The organism is Arthrobacter sp. SE2 (assembly GCF_058244265.1).
The window spans coordinates 199,539-219,396 of the sequence record NZ_JBZAYA010000003.1 but is presented as its reverse complement, the minus strand read 5'-3'; the positions used below and the strand labels follow the sequence as shown (position 1 = coordinate 219,396).

Below are 19,858 nucleotides of genomic sequence, written 5' to 3'. Positions count from 1 at the left end.
GTGGCCGTCATTTGGAGAACATCCCGAGCATGCGCCGAGTGACGGCGAACCCTCCGAAGATGTTGATGCTGGCCAGTAGGATCGCGACGAAGGCAGTTATTTGGATCAGCAGATCTGCGTGGGTGATTTGCAGCAGTGCACCGACAACGATGATTCCGGAGATCGCGTTTGTTACGGACATCAGCGGCGTATGAAGTGCGTGGTGCACTTTGCCAATGACGTAAAACCCGATCACGACGGAGAGCACCAGCACCGTAAAGTGCTGCGGCAGAGGAGGCGGGGCAAGCGCGGTGATTCCAAGCAGTGCAGCCATTCCTCCGCTGATGAGCGCTGCCTTGCGTCCCGGCGTCATGCCCTTCGCGCGTGTGGGTTTCGCAGCATCCTGTGCCCCCCTGACCACCGGAGCCGACGGTGTGGGAGACCCAGCTGAGACCTGGACCTGGGGCGGAGGCCAAGTCATTTCGCCATCGCGGACTACCGTCACCGATCGCTGCACGACGTCCTCGAAGTCGATGAGCAATTGCCCGTCTTTGCCCGGGGTCAACAGTTTGAGCAGGTTGACGAGGTTGGTTCCGTACAGCTGTGAGGACTGGGCGGGCAGCCGTCCTGGCAGGTCGGTGTACCCAAGAATCACCACACCGTTTTCAGTGACGACCCGCTCCCCGGCAACCGAACCTTCAACATTGCCGCCCTGCCCCGCAGCCATGTCAACGATCACACTACCGGGCCGCATGCTCGCGACATCTGCTGCCGTGAGCAGTTTCGGTGCCGGACGGCCGGGGATAAGCGCGGTTGTGATGACGACGTCGACCTCACGGGCCTGCTCAGAATAGATTTCCGCTGCTCGCAGGTCATACGCCTCGGTGGTGCTCTTTGCATATCCGTCCGACGAGATCATCTCCTCGTCGACTTCAACCTTGAGGTATTCACCACCAATGGACTTAACCTGCTCAGCAACTTCGGGTCGGGGGTCTGTCGCGCGGACGATCGCCCCCAGGCTGCTCGCTGCGCCGATTGCGGCGAGACCTGCTACGCCGGCTCCGGCTACCAGTACCTTGGCCGGGGGAACCTTGCCAGCTGCTGTCACTTGTCCTGTGAAGAACCAGCCGAATTCATGGGCAGCTTCCACAACTGCACGGTATCCGGCGATATTCGCCATGGAACTTAGAACATCCATCGATTGCGCACGTGAGATGCGCGGGATTGCGTCCATCGACAATGCTGTGACGGAACGCGCTGCCAAGGCCTCCAGAAGTTCCGGACGAAATGCCGGGCTCAGCAGCCCGATGAGAGTGGCACCAGGTGAGAGCAGCTGGATTTCAGCATCGGTAGGCGGGTTTACCTTGAGCACCACGTCGCTTGCCCATGCCTCATCCGCTGTTACACCGCCGGCTCCTGATGCGACATACATGTCGTCAGTAAACGAAGCGCGCGCTCCGGCTCCGGACTCGACCACGACTTCATAGCCGAGTGCGACCAGTTGTTTCGCTGTGGTTGGTGTGGCTGCCACGCGGGCTTCATTACCCTCTTCGGCAACGATTCCTATTCGTCCCACATTCATATTCCTTTCGTCTTCGTATCCATGCCGTTCTGGGACACGTCGCTGGTTCTTTGGTCAAAGCGCCTTTCCGGGGTTCTGCGACCTCGGTGTCTTTCGATTTGTTCTTGAGCAGGCGTTTTTGGATCATGGCGGGTCCAGTCTTCGGTACGCTGCGACGCCACCAGAGCATGACGTGTTACGCGCATACTGGTTCGGATGCCCAGCACAGTTCCCGGGACTGGAGGCATCAGGCTACCCAGACAGTCTTCAAGTTGCAGAACTCCCGAATGCCTTCCATCGACAGCTCACGCCCATAGCCAGAGCGCTTGATACCGCCGAAAGGCAGCTCTGCGTACGAGATGGTCATGCCGTTGACAAATACCGCACCGGCTTCGATCTCGCGTACCGCGCGATCGATTTCGACGTCGTCATTGCTCCAGAATGCCGAACCCAGGCCGAATTCGAGGCCATTGGCGATGCTGAGAGCCTCATCGAGGTTTGCGGCGCTATACACAGACGCGACGGGACCGAATGCTTCCTCTGCCCAGAGCCGCATCTCGGGGGTGAGACCAGTGACGACCGTGGGTGCGTAGTACCAGCCGCCATCCTGCGCTCCAACTGAATTGCCCGTGACGATATTTGCCCCCTTGTTGCGGGCGTCCTCGACCAACTCGGTGACGTCGCGCCGCCCGGCCTCGGTAGCGAGGGGCCCGATTTCAGTTGCTGGGTCAGCCGGGTCACCGACGATGAGCGACGACATTTTCTCGGCAAACTTCCCGGTGAACTCCTCGTAGATGTCTTCATGAACGATGAACCGCTTCGCATTAATACAAGCCTGGCCGTTGTTTGTCGTGCGCGCCTTGACGGCTGTGTCGACGGCGGCGTTGATGTCAGCAGACGGCATGACGATGAATGGGTCAGAACCGCCCAGCTCCAGCACTGCCTTCTTCAGGACGTCGCCTGCCGTTGCGGCGATCGAACGTCCGGCCCCCTCAGAACCCGTCAGCGTGACGGCGGCAACCCGCGGGTCACGGATGACATCGGAGACCCGAGCCGAGCCGATGAGGAGCGTTGCGAACGACCCTTCCGGGAAGCCGGCGCGGGTGAAGAGCTCGCCAATGTATAGGGCCGACTGCGGGACGTTCGATGCGTGCTTGAGGACGCCGGCGTTCCCTGCCATGAGGGCTGGGGCAGCAAAACGCACGACCTGCCAGATCGGGTAGTTCCAAGGCATTACTGCAAGGATTACGCCGAGAGGATCGAAGCGCGTACCAGCCGCAGACGCGTTGACCGTCCCAGGGTTGTTTAGCGTTCGGCCCGTCAGGAACTGTTCTGCGTTGTCGGCATAGAACCGCATCGTGTACGCGGATTTCTGCACTTCGGCCCGGGACTGGGCGATGGGCTTGCCCATCTCCTTTGTGATCAGCATTGATACTTCTTCGGCCTCGGCTTCGAGAATGTCGGCAGCGGACCGCATCCAGGTGGCGCGGCCGCTCCAGTTTGCCGCGGCCAAATGCGGCAGTGCCGAGGCTGCGGCAGCCAGCTTGCCCTCGACAGCTTCGTCATTGTCTTCTTGGAAAGTTGCCAGCTCGGCGCCAGTGGCCGGATCGATGCTATAGATGGTTCCCATCGGTGGTCCTTTCTGAACCGTGGTGTTTCGACGCAGCTCGTCAGATCAGGATCGAGAGCGGATTCTCGATGCGGCGTTGGAATGCGGCCAGCCATTGCGCAGCAACAGCGCCGTCCAGAACGCGGTGGTCGGCGGAAAGTGTTACGGTCATGACTGTTCCGACGGCCAGGTCACCGTCGGGTCCTACGACTGCCATCCGGCGTACCGCGCCCACCGCCAGGATCCCGGACTGCGGGGGGTTGAGGATGGCGCTGAACTCTGCCGTGCCATACATTCCCAGGTTGGAGACCGAGAAGCTACCGCCTTCCAGCTCATGCTGCCGAAGGCGTCCAGCCCGCGCCCGTTCTGCCATTTCGGCAACCGTGGCGCTGATTTCCGATAGTGGCATGCGCTCCACACCCCGGAGCACCGGAGTTGTGAGTCCGCCTTCGGTAGCGACAGCGACTGAGATATCCACTGACGAGTACCGGCGGATTGCCTCTCCCAGCCAGATGGAGTTACCTTCGGGAACCTCAACGAGCGCGCCGGCAACGGCCTTGAGGACAAAGTCGTTTATTGACACCTTCCGTGGCGACGTTTCGTTCACCTTCCGCCGGAGCTCCACGAGCGCATCGACTCGGCAGTCTGCCACGAGATAGAAGTGAGGCACGGACGTTTTGCTCTCGGTGAGCCGCCGCGCGATCGCCTTGCGCATCCGGTCGACAGGGACGTCCTCGAATGCTGTTGATACCGGCTCTGGAGTCGCCTGCGTCGCTTCGGGAGCCTTCTGCTCAGCCTGTTCGGGTGGGGAGGCTGCAATCGGCTGCAAGTTCCGGGCCGTCTCAGCGAGGTGACGCTCGAGGTCCCTGTGCACTATCCTTCCGTTTGGACCGGTTCCGGCCATTGAGGCAAGGTCGACGCCGTGCTGGCGTGCGAGCCGTCGGACGATCGGGCTGATGAAGCGACGCTCGTGTCCATCGTCGGCGTGCCGTGGCGCTTGCCCGTTCACGGCGAAGCCATCGGTTTGTCCTAACGAGTGCTGGGACGGTTTCGTTGCAGCCGGTGCGGATTCAGGCGCGGCTGCGGCAACAGCCAGACCGGCACCGGCGAGGGCTGCCTCAATGGCGTCCTCTCCCTCGCCTTCACTAAGGAGGACGGCAATCGCATCGCCGACGGCGACGTTGTCGCCTTCCGGCACCAGGATCCGTCCGAGGGCGCCGGCGGACTCCGCGGTCAGCTCCACAGTGGCTTTCTCAGTCTCAACCTCAGCGATGGGCTGGTCGATGACGAGTGTTGATCCTGGTGAGACAAACCAGGTTTGGATGGATGCCTCGGAAGCGCCTGCAAGTACCTCGGGCATACGCAGAATCTCGGCCATCAGCGAGCCCCGAATCCTTCACGGACCGATTCAAGGGCGGTGACGATCTCTTCTCTCCGGGCAATGGCTGCCCGTTCCAATACCTTCGAGATGCTGGGGGACGCCTCTTGGCCCGTGACCCGCGCGATTGGCTGGTCGAGCCAGTCGAAATAGCGCCGCTGAATTTCGTCGGAAAGCCAACCGCCATAGGAAGTGCCTTGCGCGCCCTCCTCGACAATGAGCACTGCGTTTGTTTTCTTGATGCTCTCGCCGATGGTGTCCCAGTCAATGGATGCCCGGTCGAGCCAGCGCAAGTCGATCAGCTCTGCATCGACCCCCGTCTGCTCGATGGCCTCGAGGCTGTGCCTGACCATCGAGAGGTAGCTGATAACCGTGACGTCGGAGCCGCTTCGCCTGATCGCGGCACGACCTGGCGGGAGGATGTAGTCGAGGTCGTCCGCCGGTATCTGATCCTTCACCCCGTAGAGGTCGACGTGTTCGATCACGAGGACAGGGTCCTGGAGTGCGAGGGCAGCGTTCATCAGCCCGACGTAGTCTGCCGCAGTGGATGGTGCGACAATGCGCCAACCTGGGTTCGTTGCGAAGATCCCCGCCGGATCCATCAGGTGCTGTGACCCGTAACCCGATCCCATTGCCACCTTCGTGCGCAATACCAGCGGCACCGGGTTGTCACCGCCGAACATGTGGCGGGCCTTGCCGATCTGGTTGAAGACCTGGTCTGCGGCGACCCACATGAAGTCGGGGTACATGAACTCGACGACGGGCCGGAACCTGCCATCGAGTGCCATTCCGCCTGCCAGGCCAACGAACGCGTTTTCGCTGATCGGGGTGCCAAGAATGCGCTCTTCACCGTACTTCTTCGCGAGACCCTTCGTGGCGCCGTTGGTGCCTCCGTTCAGTCGGTGAATGTCCTCGCCCATTACGACAATTCGGGAATCCTCGTCCATACGCAGGTCCATGACCTCGGCGATAGCTTCGACGAACTTCACGTCGCGGCGGGGTCCATCGGTGGTTACAGGATCCATAACGCGCAACTGCTCGAGCTCGCTGGCGTCACCGCGAACGCCGACGTTGACAAAGCCGACGTCGGGCCAGAGTTGCGGACGGATACGACGCTTGCCAGGGCGGTCGGGATCGCTTTCCAAGAGTTGGCCAACGGCCTGCGTCATGGCTTCCCGAACGCGCGCACCGAGGGCGGCAACGCCGTCGTCGTCGATCAGTCCGCGCTCCACCATCTTCCGGGCCACGAGGTCGAGCGGGTCACGAGCCCGCCAAGCGGCCTCTTCGTCCTTGTCCCTGTACCCGAAAGCGCTTCCAGGATAGGGACCGTTCTGGTGAAAGAAGCGGTAGACCTCAACCTCAATGACTGTGGGGCCCGCGCCGGAGCGCATGCGCTGCGCGGCTTCTTCCATGGCCAAGTAGACGGCGAGTGGGTCCATTCCGTCGACACGCCAGGACGGGATGCCGAAGCCTTGACCGCGGACCGAGAACCGCGGATCCGCAGTGATCTCGGCTGCCCTGGTCGAGACAGCGTAGAGATTGTTCTCAACGAAGTAGCACACGGGGAGCTTCCACGCGGCCGAGAGATTCATCGATTCGAGCACGGAACCGATCTGGGCTGCGCCGTCGCCGAAGTAGTTGATCGTAAGGTCAGACGTGCCGCTGTGCTTTTGAGCCCACGCATTACCTGCGGCCAGAGGAGCGCCTCCCCCGACGATCGCGTTGGTGCCCAGGGCGCCCGCTTCGAACCACTGCAGGTGCATCGAACCGCCCCGCCCACGGCAGTATCCCTGGGCAAGTCCGAGGATCTCGGCAAGCGTACGCTGGAGCACGTCCTGGATCACCGGGGTCACCGGTTCGGATGGATCGACCTTCCCGTTGCTGACGTGCGTGAGGGCCTTCGCCAGGAATTGGTGGTGGCCCCGGTGGGAACCGTTAACCCCGTCGCTGGAACGCAGCCCAACGATCGAACCGACAGCTCCGCCCTCCTGCCCAATGCTTGAATGCGCGGGACCATGGACCAGCCCGTCTCCTGCCAGGTCAAGGACCGATTCCTCAAAAGCCCGGATCAGGTGCAGTTCGCTAAGCATTGTTCCCAGCAACACGGGATCCGCGGCATCCCAGTCGGCCTTTGTCGTCGAAAGCTCGAACCAGTCGACCCCGGTCTCCAAGCGCTTTTTCTTTGGCATCGCCGCCACCTTCGTCATAGTCCTGCGGAAGGCTCCGCTGAAGTCTCATGAGGAGACTAACCCAAGATTTTATACAACACAAGTAGTTTTTCGCATTTTGATCCCATTTCCAGCATAGAATGATTGAGATTTGATACAATCAGGGTTCCAACTCAGTGAGGAGATACAGATGGAAGCAACGAGCCGACCGGGCATCCCGGGAATGCGCGGAACCGACCACCTGGGCTTCACGGTCCCCGACCTCGAGGACGCTCACGCGTTCCTCGTTGACATTCTGGGATGCGATGAGGTCTACAAGCTTGGTGCCAAGCAATCCGACGAGGACTGGATGAGCACGCACCTGGGTGTCCATCCGCGCACCGTCATTCGCGGGATACGTTTTTATCGGTTGGGGCACGGATCCAACTTCGAGGTATTCCTGTACGAACCTGCCGACGGACAGAAGGAACAGCCCCGTAACAGCGACATCGGCGGTCACCACATCGCCTTCTACGTCGACGATCTTGACGTGGCCATTGGCTATCTGCGGGCTCGGGGCGTCGAGGTGATGGGCGAAGCTACGGCCAGCAAGCAGGCTGCCACAGGTCAGCGCTGGATCTATTTCCGCAGCCCGTGGGGAATGCAGTTCGAGCTGGTGAGCTTTCCGGATGGTAAAGAATATGAGGAGAACGCGCAGCTTCGGCTGTGGCATCCTGGCCACCCCGCAGAGTAAGGACAATCATGGCGGCGACCGAGCTGATTACCCACGGCGCGACGGGCACCCGGATCGCGGCGACACTTCGCGACGCCATCCTTGCTGGCCACTATGCACCTGGCGAGCGGATCAGGCAGGACGAACTTGCAGAACAACACGGGGCAAGCCGCCTACCTGTCCGTGATGCCTTGAGAATCCTCGAAGCGGAAGGCCTGGTCACGCTGGTCGCCAATACAGGTGCCTGGGTTTCACGCATCAGCCTCCCGGAATGCCAGGAGATGTACAGGATGAGGGAACGGCTGGAACCGCTACTGCTCGGACTGAACATTCCACTCCTGTCCGACGAGCAGATCGAAGGACTCGCGCGGCTAGCCGACGCGATGGAGGCCACCGACGATGTAGAACACTTCTTGGAGCTCGATCGCGACTTCCACCTCAGTTGTCTTGAGGCGGCGCAGACTACGGTTCTCGGCGACACCGTGCGCAGCCTTTGGAACCGGACGCAGCACTACCGTCGGACCGCCACCCGGCTGTTCTACAGCGACGGCGACCGCAGCGTTCACTACGACCACCAACTGCTGGTCGGGGCCATCCGTCGCAGGGACGTAGATGAGGCAGAACGTGTTCTCGCCGGTCACATACGCCGAAGCCGGCTTGAACTGGCAAATCACCCAGAAGCGTTCGAAGACAGCTGAGGCAGACGGTCAACCCTGCCACCGGCAGTGATAGCCGCCACGCCGAATCGAGATTTGGAGATCATCCATGCGAAAGCACACACCCGACGATCGGGCGGTGGAGCCCCAGGACTGGACCAGCGTGAGAATCAATGACATGGTCACGGTTATCGAACCCCGGGGGCATTCCTACGCCGCGATCGTCGAAAACAAAATACAGGACTCGTCCGTCATCTGGATCCGCCGCACGGACATCAACACGCGCCACCTCATTGACCGCCACGACGGAATCCGCATTCAGCCCTGCGACCGCCCCTCCGGGTCAGAACCACTCCAGCACAACATGCGTCAGACGGAGATTCTCGGGTGACCTCAACCCACCGGCAAGAAAGGCCTGGTAATGCTGCGCAGCCGCCTTCGAGGTTCGGATGGCTTCGTCGGCAACCAGCTGCCGGTGAGCTTTCGGAGAATGAAGGATGTCCGGATTGTGGCCACCAGGACGCTGGTGACATGTCAAGTAATTGGGGCTGGCTCGCAGCAATGAACGGCTTGCTTCCCACCCACTTCACCTGCGATCACCAACTGCCAGACGGCGCCGAGTGCAGATGCAATAACGACTTGCATCTGGGCTACTAGTGCAGCGAGGTCCCGGGTTGCCGCGCACCGGGAGGTGCAGCGGGCGCAGGCGTTGCTCATGGCGGCCGATGGGTTTGCCAATGAGTGGATCGCCCGGGTGGAGGGTGTGAATCCGGGAACGGTGCGTCCCTGGCGGGTCCGTTTTGCCGAGGACGGGTTGAAGAAGCTCGGGTCGGTGAGGCCCGGGGCGGTGGCGCAAGCCGGTGATTCACGAGTCGAAGATCCAAGGAAATCGTTGAGTTGACGCAGAATTCAAGGCCCGAGGCGCAGACCCATTGGTCGGTGCGGACCATGGCGGCGAGGACGGGGGTGTCCCCGGCGCAGGTGAAGCGGCTCTGGGCGGCACGGGGATTGAAGCCGCACCTGGTGGAGACGTTCAGGCTCTCCACGGACGCGCACTTTGATGAGAAGCTGATCGATGTGTGCGGGCTCTACATTGACCCGCCGGAGAACGTGATCGTGTTGTGCCTGGATGAGAAAACCTCCATCCGGGCACAGTGATCGGTTCCTGCATTCCCAAGCGCCGGCACGAGGAGTTCCTGGCCATCGAGAAGCGAGTCCCCGCAGGCCTTCAGATCCACCTGATCCTGGACAATTACGCGACGCACAAGCATGCCGACGTGAAGGCCTGGCTGGGCAGGCATCCCCGGTTCCGCCCGCATTTCACCCCGACCCCATCGTCCTGGCTGAACCTGGTCGAGCGCTGGTTCAGGGACCTGAGTGACAAGGCCCTGCGCCGGGGAGTCTTTCACTCGGTGGCGGACTTGATCGGGAAAGTCGAGGAATACATCCAGGTCAACAACCGGGACCCCAAACCCCTGATCTGGACCTCGACCGCGGAATCCATTCTCGAGAAAGGCTCCCGCGGCCGCGGCGCACTCCAAGCCATCAAACAAAACTGAGACACTGGACAGTACTACAGTCGCGTTTATTTTCTCCCCCATTCCGGGTAGCCGGGATGAAGCCGCAGGGACGCGGCGTGCGCCAAGCCGCCAAGGATCGCCGACTCGGTAGCAGTCGTTCGAGTGGTTGTGCCTTGCGTCTACGTTCGCAACTGTTTGCGCCCGTCAGTCGTCGCGCCTGGATCTGAAACCGGCGGCCACCCGCCGATCTCACCGCGGCCGGATGGGTATCGGACGTTCTTTGCCCGGACGAATTCGTGGAGGGTCTCGGCCGCGTACTCGCGACCGTATCCGCTGCCTTTCACGCCTCCGAATGGGGATCCTATGAACGTGCGCCTGGTGTAGTTGTTGACGAAAACCATGCCCACCTCGAGACGTTGGGCCAAGCGGCCGGCGCGGGTCTCGTCGGTTGTGCAGATCGCTGCTGTGAGTCCGTACTCGGTGCCGTTGGCGATCGCCACCGCTTCGTCATCGGTCTCGTATCGCATCAGACACGCGACAGGACCGAAGATCTCTTCTCTTGCGACCGTCATCTCGGGCGTGACGTCTCCTAGGATGCACGGCGCTACGAAGAAGCCTTCAGCGAGGTCCGCAGCTCGCGGAAGGTCGGCTTCAAATAGCAGGGTTGCCCCCTCTTCGATGCCTATCCTCGCGTAGTTTTGCACGCGCACCTGTTGCCGTGCGTCTACGAGGGGGCCGATGTCGGTTCGGGGGTCGAGGGGATCGCCAACGACAAGCTCTCGTGTACTCTTGACGAATCGTCGAGCGAACTCGTCGTAGAGGGATGAGTGCACCAGGATCCTGGAGGTCGAGGTGCAAGCCTCGCCCTGGTTGTAGAACATTCCCTCCACGGCGATCGCGATCGAATCGTCGAGATTGGCGTCGTCCAGGACGATCAGCGCGTTCTTTCCGCCGAGTTCGAGTGTTGCGTAGGTGAGATTCTTGGCGGCGCTCTGCATGACCTTGCGCCCGGTCGCTGTGGACCCGGTGAACGAAATGCGTTCAACACGGGGATGAGAGGCCAAAGATTCACCCGCCGCGATCCCGGACACCGCGTTGATTACGCCGGGGGGCAGAACTTCGTTGGCGATTTCGACAAGCCTCAACACTGTGAGTGGAGCTTGTTCACCCGGCTTGATGACGACAGTATTTCCAGCCGCGAGTGCGGGCGCACACTTCTTCGAGAAATGAATCGGGGGCCAGTTGAAGGGCAATATCGCCGCGACGACACCGTACGGTTCGTAGAACACTCGCGCTTCAATGGGGCCCTGGTCCAGGATCTGACCGTGCACGGTGTCTGCAATCCCGGCGTAGTAGTCGAAGCTTGTGTGACACGACATCACGTCCACCCGGAGCGCGTCGCGCTTCGGTTTGCCCACCTCGCGAGCCACAAGTTCTGCAAGTTCGTCTGCGTTGTCGCGAATGCGCTGCGCGACCTCTCGCATTAGCCCGGCGCGCTCCTTGGGGGAAAGGTAGCGCCACACCTCTTCGTAGGCTCTCCTGGAATCGATGACTGCTGAATCGACGATCTCGTCATCGGCCGCGATGACCCGAGCCAGCGACCGCCCGGTCGCCGCCTCGATGACATCGAAATCCGCCGCTGTCCCGACATCGATAAACGCACCTCCGATAAACGGGCCCCATACCGGCCTGTCTTGTAACGTCGAGTCTGCGGGAGAAGGGATGTTAGCCGGCCCGTCTTGGTTCTCTGTCATCAAATGCCTCTCTGCGTTGCCTGACTGAAAATGGATGGTCTTCTGTTTGGGATTGCCGGTGTCTTGCCGTGTCCGGCCTAGTCGGAGGCACGAGTCAGGAATTGTTCCTCGACTCGGTCGAGCTCAGGTGCGGAATGGTAGCGTCGCCGGAGATCGACCAGTAGGGCAATCGACTCGCGGTCAACGAATCCATCCGGGATGAGCCCGGTCGAGGGTGCGAGCGTACGGCGATAGTGGCTACTCGCCTCGGGCTGCGAAAGTGCGAGGCGAGCCATGGCGCTCTCAACGAATTCGGTTTCTCGTTCACCATCGATGATTTCGCGTGCCGTTTCCAGGAGGGCCTCTGCAAACCGGCGGCGCTGGTCGTTGATCTGAGGATCCGGGCTATCCATTGCAGCGAGAACACTGCCGATATAGGGGCCGAGCTCTGTGACTTCGGCCACGATGGTGCACCCTGCGGCCTTCGCCCGTAATTCGTTCCCCGCCCCCAGAACCGTCGCCGCACAACGCGATCCGATCAACGCGGACGCTCGAAGCGGAGTCGATCCGAGCTCGTCGACCTGATAGTCGCCGACGTGCAGGCCTCGCTTGTCGAGGAGCGCGTAGGCGACAAACGCAAAACCGGAATCGGTCACGTCCACGCCGACCGTCGCGCCGCGGACTTCGGCTGTCGAGCGAATCGTTGGGGACGTGCACAACGAGAGTCCCAGCCCCCTGTCTATTGCGGCAACAATGCTCACGGGCAATTTGCAGTGCAATGGATTCTTCGCGAGGAAACGGTAGGCCAATACGTTGTCCGGACTTGTGATGGCCACATCCAGTTCGCCGGCCTCGAGCGATCGAAATTGCGCGGGCGAAGACGCGACGGGGAATTCTCGAACATTGATTCCAGCGCGGCGAAAGCGGCCGGAGCGTCGGGTCAGATCTATCAACACCGACGGGGTGAAGGTACCGACTCGCAGCAGACCACCAGTCATAGTGGAATCCTGACATGTGAACTCATTTGGTTGATCATGGAGTGGACATGACCGTCGTCGAGTCGATGCCTAGATCTTCCAGCACTGTCCGCGCGGCGTTGCGGCCGGGACGCCCGGTTACGGAACCGCCGGGGTGGGAGGTGGAGCCGGTGAGATAGAGACCTGGCACGTCGGTGCGGTAGCTTCGCCATCCGCGGGCGATCGTGCCGTCGTCGTGCACGAACTCTCCGCCGTGGCATGATCCTCCGATATTGGAGAGATTGTGTGCTGCCAGTGACGCCGGGGACTCGACCCTCATGGCGAGGATGTCGTCTGCTTCGAGGCCGTCGACGTATTCGCGCGCGTAGTCCAGAAGCCGACGCGCATATCCCTCGGCGCCATCCGCCTCCCACGGTGCGCCGCCCACCTGTTCGGGCGCGACGGTCAGAAACTTGAAGACACCTCCGGGCGCCCTGTCCGGGTCGACAACGGTCGAGGACACCATGAGCAGCCAGGGGGAGTCCGTTTCAAGCTGGCCGGATTGTGCTGCGAGGATCTGCCGACGGAGCCCGTCGGGGGTGCCCAGGCCCCCGGCTACTGAGCGAACGGGACCAGCCGGTGTCCTGTACTGCACGTCGTCACGAAGCGCGAGGTGCACTGCGAACGCCGAAAGCCCGGGTCGCCACCGGGACGCTGCATCGTCGATCATCGACGACGCAAATCCGAGCAGGGTAGGCAGTTCCTTGAGGTGGCTTGCAGTGACGACCGCGCGCCGCGCCCGGAAGGTGCGGCCGTCGCTGGTGCGCGCGCCAACGCACCGTCCCCCTTCAACGATCAACGAATTGACCCACGCTCCGGTGAGAATGTGTCCACCGTGGTCCTCAATGTGAGCTGAGAGGGCGCGCGGGAGTGCGCCGGAACCGCCGACGGGCGTTGTCCAGCCGTATGCGATTCGTCCGGCCATCATTGCCGCGGGCAGGGCACCTGTTCCAGGTTGCATCGGGGACTGCAACGTCGCGAACGCCATCCAGATCATCGCCTGCCGAATGACCGGATGCTCGAATGTGCTCATGATGACGTCCCACGCCGTGCCTCGTCGCAACTGGTCGTAGCGTGCTGACTCGGGGCCCTCGGGAAGGTCAAGACCTGAAGCGAAGTATGCGTGAGCCTGGCGCAGGTGCAAGTCCCAGTCGCGCAGCATGACTCGCAGCTGCTCAGCGTCCTTGAGTGACCAGCGACCGAATTCGCGCGCCGTCGCTTCGAGGTCCGGATGGATAATGATGGACTCTCCGCCCTCGAGAGGGATGATGGTCGCGGGATCCGTCACGATGTATTCGAGACCGTATCGCTTGATCAGTTCGAGCTCATCGTTTCGGATGAGCGGATTGGACTGGATCACAACGTGGGCGCTTGAGCACGAATCGTGAAGCCAGCCGGGGAGCGTGAGCTCTTCGGTCACCGTGTTGCCACCGATGACATCCCTTCCTTCGAGCACTGTGACGCTGAGCCCGGCTTCGGCCAGGTACGCGGCGCACACCAATGCGTTGTGGCCACCGCCGATGAGAACAATATCGCTTTCCTGCGCATCGGCCTCAGGCATGTTCGTCCTCTCTTTCTCGCCGAGCACCAGTCTCGGCATGCGGTCCTTGGTCCTCGAATTGTTCGAACAACACAGCTTCCGCGAGGGTTTCCGCGGGCGTCTCCGGGTTCGGGACGCCGGCGCTCGCTCCGAGGTACAGACGTGCGACCTCCGGGTCGTTGAGCAGGGCTTCGCCGGTTCCCGTGAGCGCCACCACGCCGGCCTCCAGGACCGCGGCTCGGTGGGCGACGGCGAGTCCGGAGCGCGCGTTCTGCTCGACGAGGAGCACCGAGCGCCCGTCGCGGGCGAGTGAGGCGATGGATGCGAAGACGGACGTCCTGGACTTGGGGTCGAGTCCGATCGACGGCTCGTCCAGCAGGATGAGCGACGGGTCGAGCATCAGGGATCGGGCGAGCTCGACCTGCTTCTGTTCGCCTCCCGAGAGCGAGCCAGCCGAGGCCGACCGTCGTTTCGCGACGATGGGGAACAGCTCCGCCACTTCGTCGATCCGTCTCTTCACCAGTGCCTGGTCGGAGAGGATGAAGGCTCCCATGAGAACGTTCTCCCATACCGACATGGACGGGAAGAGGCTCCGGTCCTGGGGCACATGCACGATCCCGCGGGTCAGCCGCTCCTTGGACGGGAGCTTCCCGATGCTCTCGCCGCGGAAGGTAACGGTGCCCGCCTTCGGGCGGAGCAGTCCGCTGACGGACTTGAGCACGGTCGACTTCCCCGCTCCGTTCGGGCCGATGAGGCAGACGATCTCACCCTGGCCCACGTGGAGGTTCACGCCCTTGAGGATGAGGCCGGCGCCGTAACCGGCGGTGACGCCGTGCAACTGCAGCAATGGAGCATCTGTTGTTTCAGGCACCGAGATACGCCTCCAGGACTCGTGGATCCGACTGGATCTGTTCGGGGGACCCGAGCGCGATCCGCGCGCCCTGGTCCAGGACGATCACGGGATCGCAAAGCCGCATGACCAACTGCATGTCGTGTTCGACGATGAGGAAGGTGACGCCGGCGGCGTTCCTGCTTCGGATGTGCCGCTCCATCGCGTCGATCATCACGGGGTTGACGCCCGCGGTCGGCTCGTCGAGAAGCACGAGCCTGGGGTTGCTCATCAGCACGGCGGCGAACTCGAGCAGCTTGCGCTGCCCGTAGGAGAGGTCGCCTGCAAGGAGGTCGGAGAGCGGGTCGAGCCGGAACTCGGTGAGCATCGCATTGGCGCGCCGCGCATCTTCCGTCAACACCCGGCGTCCGAAGAGCTGGCGCCAGGTGTAACCGGCGGCGACGACCAGATTTTCCTCGACGGTCAGTTCGGGGAAGATGCGCGCCTGCTGGAAGGTGCGGGAGAGCCCGCGGCGGTAAAGGCTCGCCGGCCTCGGCCGCTCGATCGTGTGGCCGTGGAAGCGGATCTGTCCCGAATCGGGCTTGAGATAGCCGGTGATCATGTTGAACGCCGTCGTCTTGCCGGAGCCGTTCGGGCCGATGAGCGCGGTGATGGTGCCTTCGCCGACCTCGAACGAGCAGGCGTCGACGGCGTTCACGCCACCGAAGGACTTCTTCAGATGTTTGATCTCCAGCAGTGCCTTGCTCACCGGTTCACCGTCGCTTTCTTCTCTGATCCGTCGGCGCTCTGTGTCGGCGACGGATCCATGTCTGTTGCCGCGCCCCAGGTGGGGGCGGCGTCGCGAACGGCGCCGGCCTGGGCGGCCCGTCGTTTGTGCAGCCGTTCACGCACCGACGGGATGATTCCACGCGGCAGGAAGAGCATGATCACGAGGAACACCGCGGCGTAGGCCAGAAGGTAGAGCTCGCTCGCACCGAAGGACTGGGCGAAGATCTCCTGGGCTGGAACGAGGATGAAGGCGCCGAGCACTGGGCCCCACAGCGTTCCGCGGCCGCCGAGGAACGCCATCAGGACCATGCCGACCGTGATCAGCGGGTCGACCGCGAACTGCGGGTAGATGAATCCGACGTAGTACGCCCACACCCCGCCGAGCATGGCCACGAGCCCGCAGCTCACCGCGAAGGCGATGAGTTTGACCGCGGTCACCCTGACTCCGACGCCGTGGGCCTTGTCTTCATCCGCGCGCACGGTGGCGAGCGAGAGCCCGATCTTCGAGCGGCTGATGTAGTGGGAGATCCCCATCGCCAGCGCGAGAAGTGCCAGCATTGCGAAGTAGAAGGGCCAGTCGTAGGTGGCGAGCTCGAAGGGCGCCGAAGCGACGCTCTTGCCCTGCGCTCCACCAGTCACAGTCGTGAGGTTGAAGGCGAGGGTCTGGGCGATGAACAGGATGGTGATCGTCACGATGGCGAACACGTCCGTTCTGGTCCGCATCGAGATCCAACCGATCGGAACGCTGACAAGCGCGACCGCGACACCGACGATCGGCAGCACCAGGAACGGCAGGTATCCGCCGCCGACGTTGTCCGAGAAGAGGATCCCGACGGAGTACGCACCGAGGCCGAAGAACGCGACATGGCCGAGCGAGGGATACCCGGCGTAGCCGCCGAGGATGTTCCAGGAGCTGGCGAGCGCCGCGTACATCACGGTGAAGATGAGCAGGTTCAGAAGCCACCCTGGACCGCCGAGGAGCGGGACCAGCACGAGGATCGCGAAGAACACGCTGGCACGGATGACCCCCGCGCGGGTGATCGCGCGCTTCACAGCGCACCTCGCGTCTTCGCGCCGAACAGGCCGCGCGGTCTGAGTAGGAGCACGAGCAGCAGCACGACGAAGAAGGTGAAGTCCGACCAGATCGGCGAGGCGAGGGCCGACACGACCGAGGAGGCGACTCCCATGACGAGCGCCGCGATCACCGACCCGCCGATACTTCCGAGACCGCCGAGCACCACGACGGTGAGCAGCCGGCTGATCAGGTCGTAGTGGCTTCCCGGGTTGAAGGAGTTCAGCATCCCAAAGACGGAGCCGCCTGCCGCCGCCGTCGCAGTTCCGATCCCGAACCCGATCGCCGAGACCCGATTGGAGCTGACACCGAGGAGCTGGGCGGACATCGGGTTCTGCACGGTCGCTCGCACCGACCTCCCGAACTTCGTCCGCCGCAGGAGCAAGTACAGCAGCCCGAGCATCACGAGCGAGAGCACGAACGCGCCCAGCCGGACGACACTCACCTGGTAGCTGAGGATAGTCCAACTCGTGTTCGCGTAGCTCGGCTGGATGTTGGTCAGGGTGGCGCCGTACGCGAAGGACAGCACTCCTTCAACGGCCAGCGCCACAGCGAAAGTCACCAACACAGCGAGGTGTGCTGCGTCGTCACCGTGGAGCGGGCGCAGGAGCGCCCACTGGATGCCGATCCCGACGAGGAACAGGATCGGCGTGGTGACCAGGATGGAGACGAAGGGGTCCATCCCGATCGTCGTGAACAGCGTGTAGGTCAGGTAGGCGCCGAGCACCACCAGCGCACCCTGTGCGAGGTTCACCACTTTCATGATTCCGAAGATCAGCGTCTGACCACTGGCCATCAGGGCGTAGACGCCGCCGGTGAGGATGCCCAGGACGATCGCCTGTATCAATGCATGCATGCGCGTTTCTCCTAACCGGCCCAGTTGGGCTTCGGCGCCACCGGGGCGGTCTGAGCCGTTTTCGCGGGGAAGACAGTCTGGAGCTTGCCGTTGACCCACTGAACGAGCAGGAAGTCGCCCTTCGGCTTGCCCGTCTCATCCCAACTCAGGTCCCCGACAAGGGTCGGCCAGGTCCCCGAGTGAAGGGTCTCGATGATGGTGGCGTTGTCGATCTTGCCCGTCTTCTTCGCGACCTGCTCAACGAGCATCCCCGCCGAATACGCTTCCGCGGATGTGGGGTCGATCTTGTTCGCAGTGCCGCCATACGTCGCAATGTAGTCCGAGATGAATTGGGTGCTCCCGGCGGCGGTCGAATCGGCGTACCAGTCGATACTTCCGAAAACTCCTTCGGTGTTGGCTGCGCCGCCGACCGCGTCCGGGAAGTCCCCAGGGGAGTTCGCGCCGTTCGCCTCGAACAGCCACTTCGGGTTGAACTTGAGCTGGATCATCGCCTTCATCTGGGCGAACGCGTCAGCCTCCTGAGTTCCTCCGACGACGACATCGGGATTGGAAGCTGCCACGCCGGAGACGATCGGCGTCATGTCTGCCGTTTCCGAGGGATAAGTCTGGTCATAGACCGTCTTGATGCCCGCGGCCTCGAACCGCTTCTTGATGTTGTCGGCGATCGGCGCGGAGAACGGGTCGTCCAGCTTGGCGTAGGCCGCCGTCTTCGGCCGCTCGGCCGCCGGCAACGACAGGATGTAGTCAACGAAGATGTCGCCGCCCCGGGTCGACTCGGCCGGCGACACAAAGAAGAGGTTGTTCAGTTTCTGCGCGAAGACCGAGGGGCCGCCACCCGCCGGCTCAATGAAGGCGTAGTGGTAGCGCTCCGCAACCCGGGATGCGGGCACCGTGAGCAGGCTTGAGAACGGGCCGAGGACAACATCGATCTTGTCCTGGGTGATGAGGTTGGTGTAATTGCTCACCACCTGGTCCGGACTCGAAGCGTCATCGAGGATGGTGAGTTCGACTTTACGGCCGAGAATTCCTCCCGACTTGTTGGCGTTGCTCGCCCAGAGTTCGTATCCGCGCTGGGCTGCCTTGCCGGAGTCCGAGAAGTCGCCGGTGAGCGAAAGGGAGGCTCCGACTTTGAGGGGTGCGGTTGATGGGGTTGCGGCCGAACCTCCGCCGCAACCCGCAAGGGCGAGTGCCGCGATGGTCATGGCACCTGCTGTCGCGATGAGCCGGATTCGGCTCCCTGGCACGCGATTTCGTAGTTGCATCATTGCTCCTAACGGGAAAGGACGATCTCTTGGGACTCCGCGGGCACCCTCGGCATCAGCACCGAATCGGCCACACCACCACAATCGTTTGCACTACGATTGCATCACTCTGGAGCAGTGTCAAGAGTTCAGGGAATTGTCAGAAGTCCTTGCGCACAGGACAAGTAGACGCGCGCACGACCAGCTTGACGGGAAGGATCACTTTGACGGCATTGATCGCGTCACTCTCGATCTCGTCGAGCAACAGACGTGCCGCCTCGACCCCAAGGTCGAAATGCGGCACTCGCACCGTGGTCATGGCGGGATGGAAATCCCCGGCGAAAGGCATGTCGTTGAAACCGACCACCGACACATCCTCGGGGCACCGCAGGCGGTGGGCCCGCAGGGAGTGGTACACGCCGAGTGCATGAAGGTCGTTTCCCGCCACGACCGCGCTCATTTGCAGGTGATCCGCTTCCAACGCGCGATCCATGGCGCGCCGACCCTCATCAACGGTAAACGCCGATGTTTCGAACACGGTGCCGGTTATGCCGAGCGCCGCGCAGCAGGAGACGAACGCATTCGTGCGAACCCAGCTTGTCGATAGCGATGGCGGCCCCGCCAGGTGCGCTATGGAAAGGTGACCCAGCGCAGCCAAATGGGCAACGGCAGCCTTGATTCCTTGGGCGTCGTCGCCGAGAACGGCGGGGTACGCAACATCCCCCGCCTCGCGATTGACCAACACGGCCTTGACGCCACGGTCGAATGCCTCACTGGCAATGGAGGGGCTGTCTCGACCTGTCGCGAGGATGAAACCGTCGACCTGGCGCTGGCTGAGCGACTCGAAGAGCATACGCTCTGTCGCGTCACTGCCGTCGGTATTGACGACGAAAGCCGAGTATCCCCGCGGCGCCAAATAGCTGTCGATGCCGCGCACGATAGGCGGGAAGATCGGGTTGGTGAGATCGGGGATGATCACCCCGACGGTCATCGAGGAGCTGGTGCGGAGTCCGCGCGCCATTGAGTTGGGCGTGTAGCCGAGTTGTCTGGCCGCCGCGCGTACCTTGCGGACAGTTTCGGCTTTGACCTGGGACTCGGTGCTTTGATTCATCGCGCGCGACACCGTGCCGGGATGGACACCAGCGAGCCGGGCCACGTCCGAGATGGTCGCACGGCTGGTCATGGCACAACCATAGCAG

Annotated in this window: 16 protein-coding genes and 1 pseudogene; 4 read left to right on the top strand and 13 right to left on the bottom strand. The window is 62.5% G+C overall.

Features of this window, described 5'->3' with window-relative positions:
* Positions 1-7: 7 nt before the first annotated feature.
* The 4 genes from AC4CS3_RS05895 to AC4CS3_RS05880 form a co-directional block, all read right to left on the bottom strand.
* Positions 8-1,555, bottom strand: coding sequence for a Re/Si-specific NAD(P)(+) transhydrogenase subunit alpha (locus tag AC4CS3_RS05895; protein WP_490782620.1), 1,548 nt, complete (start codon positions 1,553-1,555; stop codon positions 8-10).
* A 232-nt stretch (positions 1,556-1,787) separates the two neighbouring features.
* Entirely contained in the window at positions 1,788-3,170 is a 1,383-nt protein-coding gene (locus AC4CS3_RS05890; RefSeq protein ID WP_490782619.1) for an aldehyde dehydrogenase family protein, read from the bottom strand.
* 40 nt (positions 3,171-3,210) lie between these two features.
* Positions 3,211-4,527: a dihydrolipoamide acetyltransferase family protein gene (locus tag AC4CS3_RS05885; protein ID WP_490782618.1), complete on the bottom strand. Its 1,317-nt coding sequence runs from the start codon at positions 4,525-4,527 to the stop codon at positions 3,211-3,213.
* Positions 4,527-6,716 (bottom strand): alpha-ketoacid dehydrogenase subunit alpha/beta, encoded by a 2,190-nt coding sequence (locus AC4CS3_RS05880; protein WP_490782617.1) that lies wholly within the window; start codon positions 6,714-6,716, stop codon positions 4,527-4,529. The genes AC4CS3_RS05885 and AC4CS3_RS05880 overlap by 1 nt, the downstream gene beginning before the upstream one ends.
* A gap of 169 nt (positions 6,717-6,885) precedes the next feature.
* Between AC4CS3_RS05880 and AC4CS3_RS05875 the strand changes: the two genes are divergently transcribed.
* The 4 genes and pseudogenes from AC4CS3_RS05875 to AC4CS3_RS05860 all read left to right on the top strand — a co-directional run bounded on the left by AC4CS3_RS05875 (position 6,886) and on the right by AC4CS3_RS05860 (position 9,622).
* The gene (locus AC4CS3_RS05875) at positions 6,886-7,428 is read left to right on the top strand and encodes a VOC family protein (protein ID WP_490782616.1); all 543 of its coding nucleotides are present in this window, start codon (positions 6,886-6,888) and stop codon (positions 7,426-7,428) included.
* 8 nt (positions 7,429-7,436) lie between these two features.
* A complete protein-coding gene (locus AC4CS3_RS05870) occupies positions 7,437-8,105 on the top strand; it encodes a GntR family transcriptional regulator (protein WP_490782615.1) in 669 nt (222 codons plus the stop codon).
* A gap of 67 nt (positions 8,106-8,172) precedes the next feature.
* Complete coding sequence (locus AC4CS3_RS05865; RefSeq protein ID WP_490782614.1) at positions 8,173-8,454, top strand: hypothetical protein; 282 nt, start codon at positions 8,173-8,175, stop codon at positions 8,452-8,454.
* A 240-nt stretch (positions 8,455-8,694) separates the two neighbouring features.
* Positions 8,695-9,622, top strand: a pseudogene (locus AC4CS3_RS05860) (transposase).
* Between the two features lie 140 nt (positions 9,623-9,762).
* On the opposite strand, the gene AC4CS3_RS05855 reads toward AC4CS3_RS05860, so the two are convergent.
* The 9 genes from AC4CS3_RS05855 to AC4CS3_RS05815 form a co-directional block, all read right to left on the bottom strand.
* A complete protein-coding gene (locus tag AC4CS3_RS05855) occupies positions 9,763-11,337 on the bottom strand; it encodes an aldehyde dehydrogenase family protein (protein WP_490782613.1) in 1,575 nt (524 codons plus the stop codon).
* Between the two features lie 77 nt (positions 11,338-11,414).
* Positions 11,415-12,314 carry an ABC transporter substrate-binding protein gene (locus AC4CS3_RS05850; protein ID WP_490782612.1) on the bottom strand — a complete coding sequence of 300 codons (900 nt, stop codon included), beginning with the start codon at positions 12,312-12,314 and terminating at the stop codon, positions 11,415-11,417.
* 34 nt (positions 12,315-12,348) lie between these two features.
* Entirely contained in the window at positions 12,349-13,893 is a 1,545-nt protein-coding gene (locus AC4CS3_RS05845; protein WP_490782611.1) for a phytoene desaturase family protein, read from the bottom strand.
* On the bottom strand, positions 13,886-14,743 hold the full coding sequence (locus AC4CS3_RS05840) for an ABC transporter ATP-binding protein (RefSeq protein ID WP_490782610.1): 858 nt from the start codon (positions 14,741-14,743) through the stop codon (positions 13,886-13,888). Before AC4CS3_RS05840 ends, AC4CS3_RS05845 begins: the two co-directional genes overlap by 8 nt.
* Positions 14,736-15,470, bottom strand: a complete 735-nt coding sequence (locus tag AC4CS3_RS05835; RefSeq protein ID WP_490782609.1) for an ABC transporter ATP-binding protein — start codon at positions 15,468-15,470, stop codon at positions 14,736-14,738. The genes AC4CS3_RS05840 and AC4CS3_RS05835 overlap by 8 nt, the downstream gene beginning before the upstream one ends.
* Positions 15,467-16,543: a branched-chain amino acid ABC transporter permease gene (locus tag AC4CS3_RS05830; protein ID WP_490782608.1), complete on the bottom strand. Its 1,077-nt coding sequence runs from the start codon at positions 16,541-16,543 to the stop codon at positions 15,467-15,469. The genes AC4CS3_RS05835 and AC4CS3_RS05830 overlap by 4 nt, the downstream gene beginning before the upstream one ends.
* A complete protein-coding gene (locus AC4CS3_RS05825; RefSeq protein WP_490782607.1) occupies positions 16,540-17,418 on the bottom strand; it encodes a branched-chain amino acid ABC transporter permease in 879 nt (292 codons plus the stop codon). Before AC4CS3_RS05825 ends, AC4CS3_RS05830 begins: the two co-directional genes overlap by 4 nt.
* Positions 17,419-17,429: 11 nt before the next feature.
* Complete coding sequence (locus AC4CS3_RS05820) at positions 17,430-18,680, bottom strand: amino acid ABC transporter substrate-binding protein (RefSeq protein ID WP_490782606.1); 1,251 nt, start codon at positions 18,678-18,680, stop codon at positions 17,430-17,432.
* Positions 18,681-18,819: 139 nt separating this feature from the next.
* Complete coding sequence (locus tag AC4CS3_RS05815) at positions 18,820-19,842, bottom strand: LacI family DNA-binding transcriptional regulator (RefSeq protein WP_490782605.1); 1,023 nt, start codon at positions 19,840-19,842, stop codon at positions 18,820-18,822.
* Between the last annotated feature and the right edge of the window lie 16 nt (positions 19,843-19,858).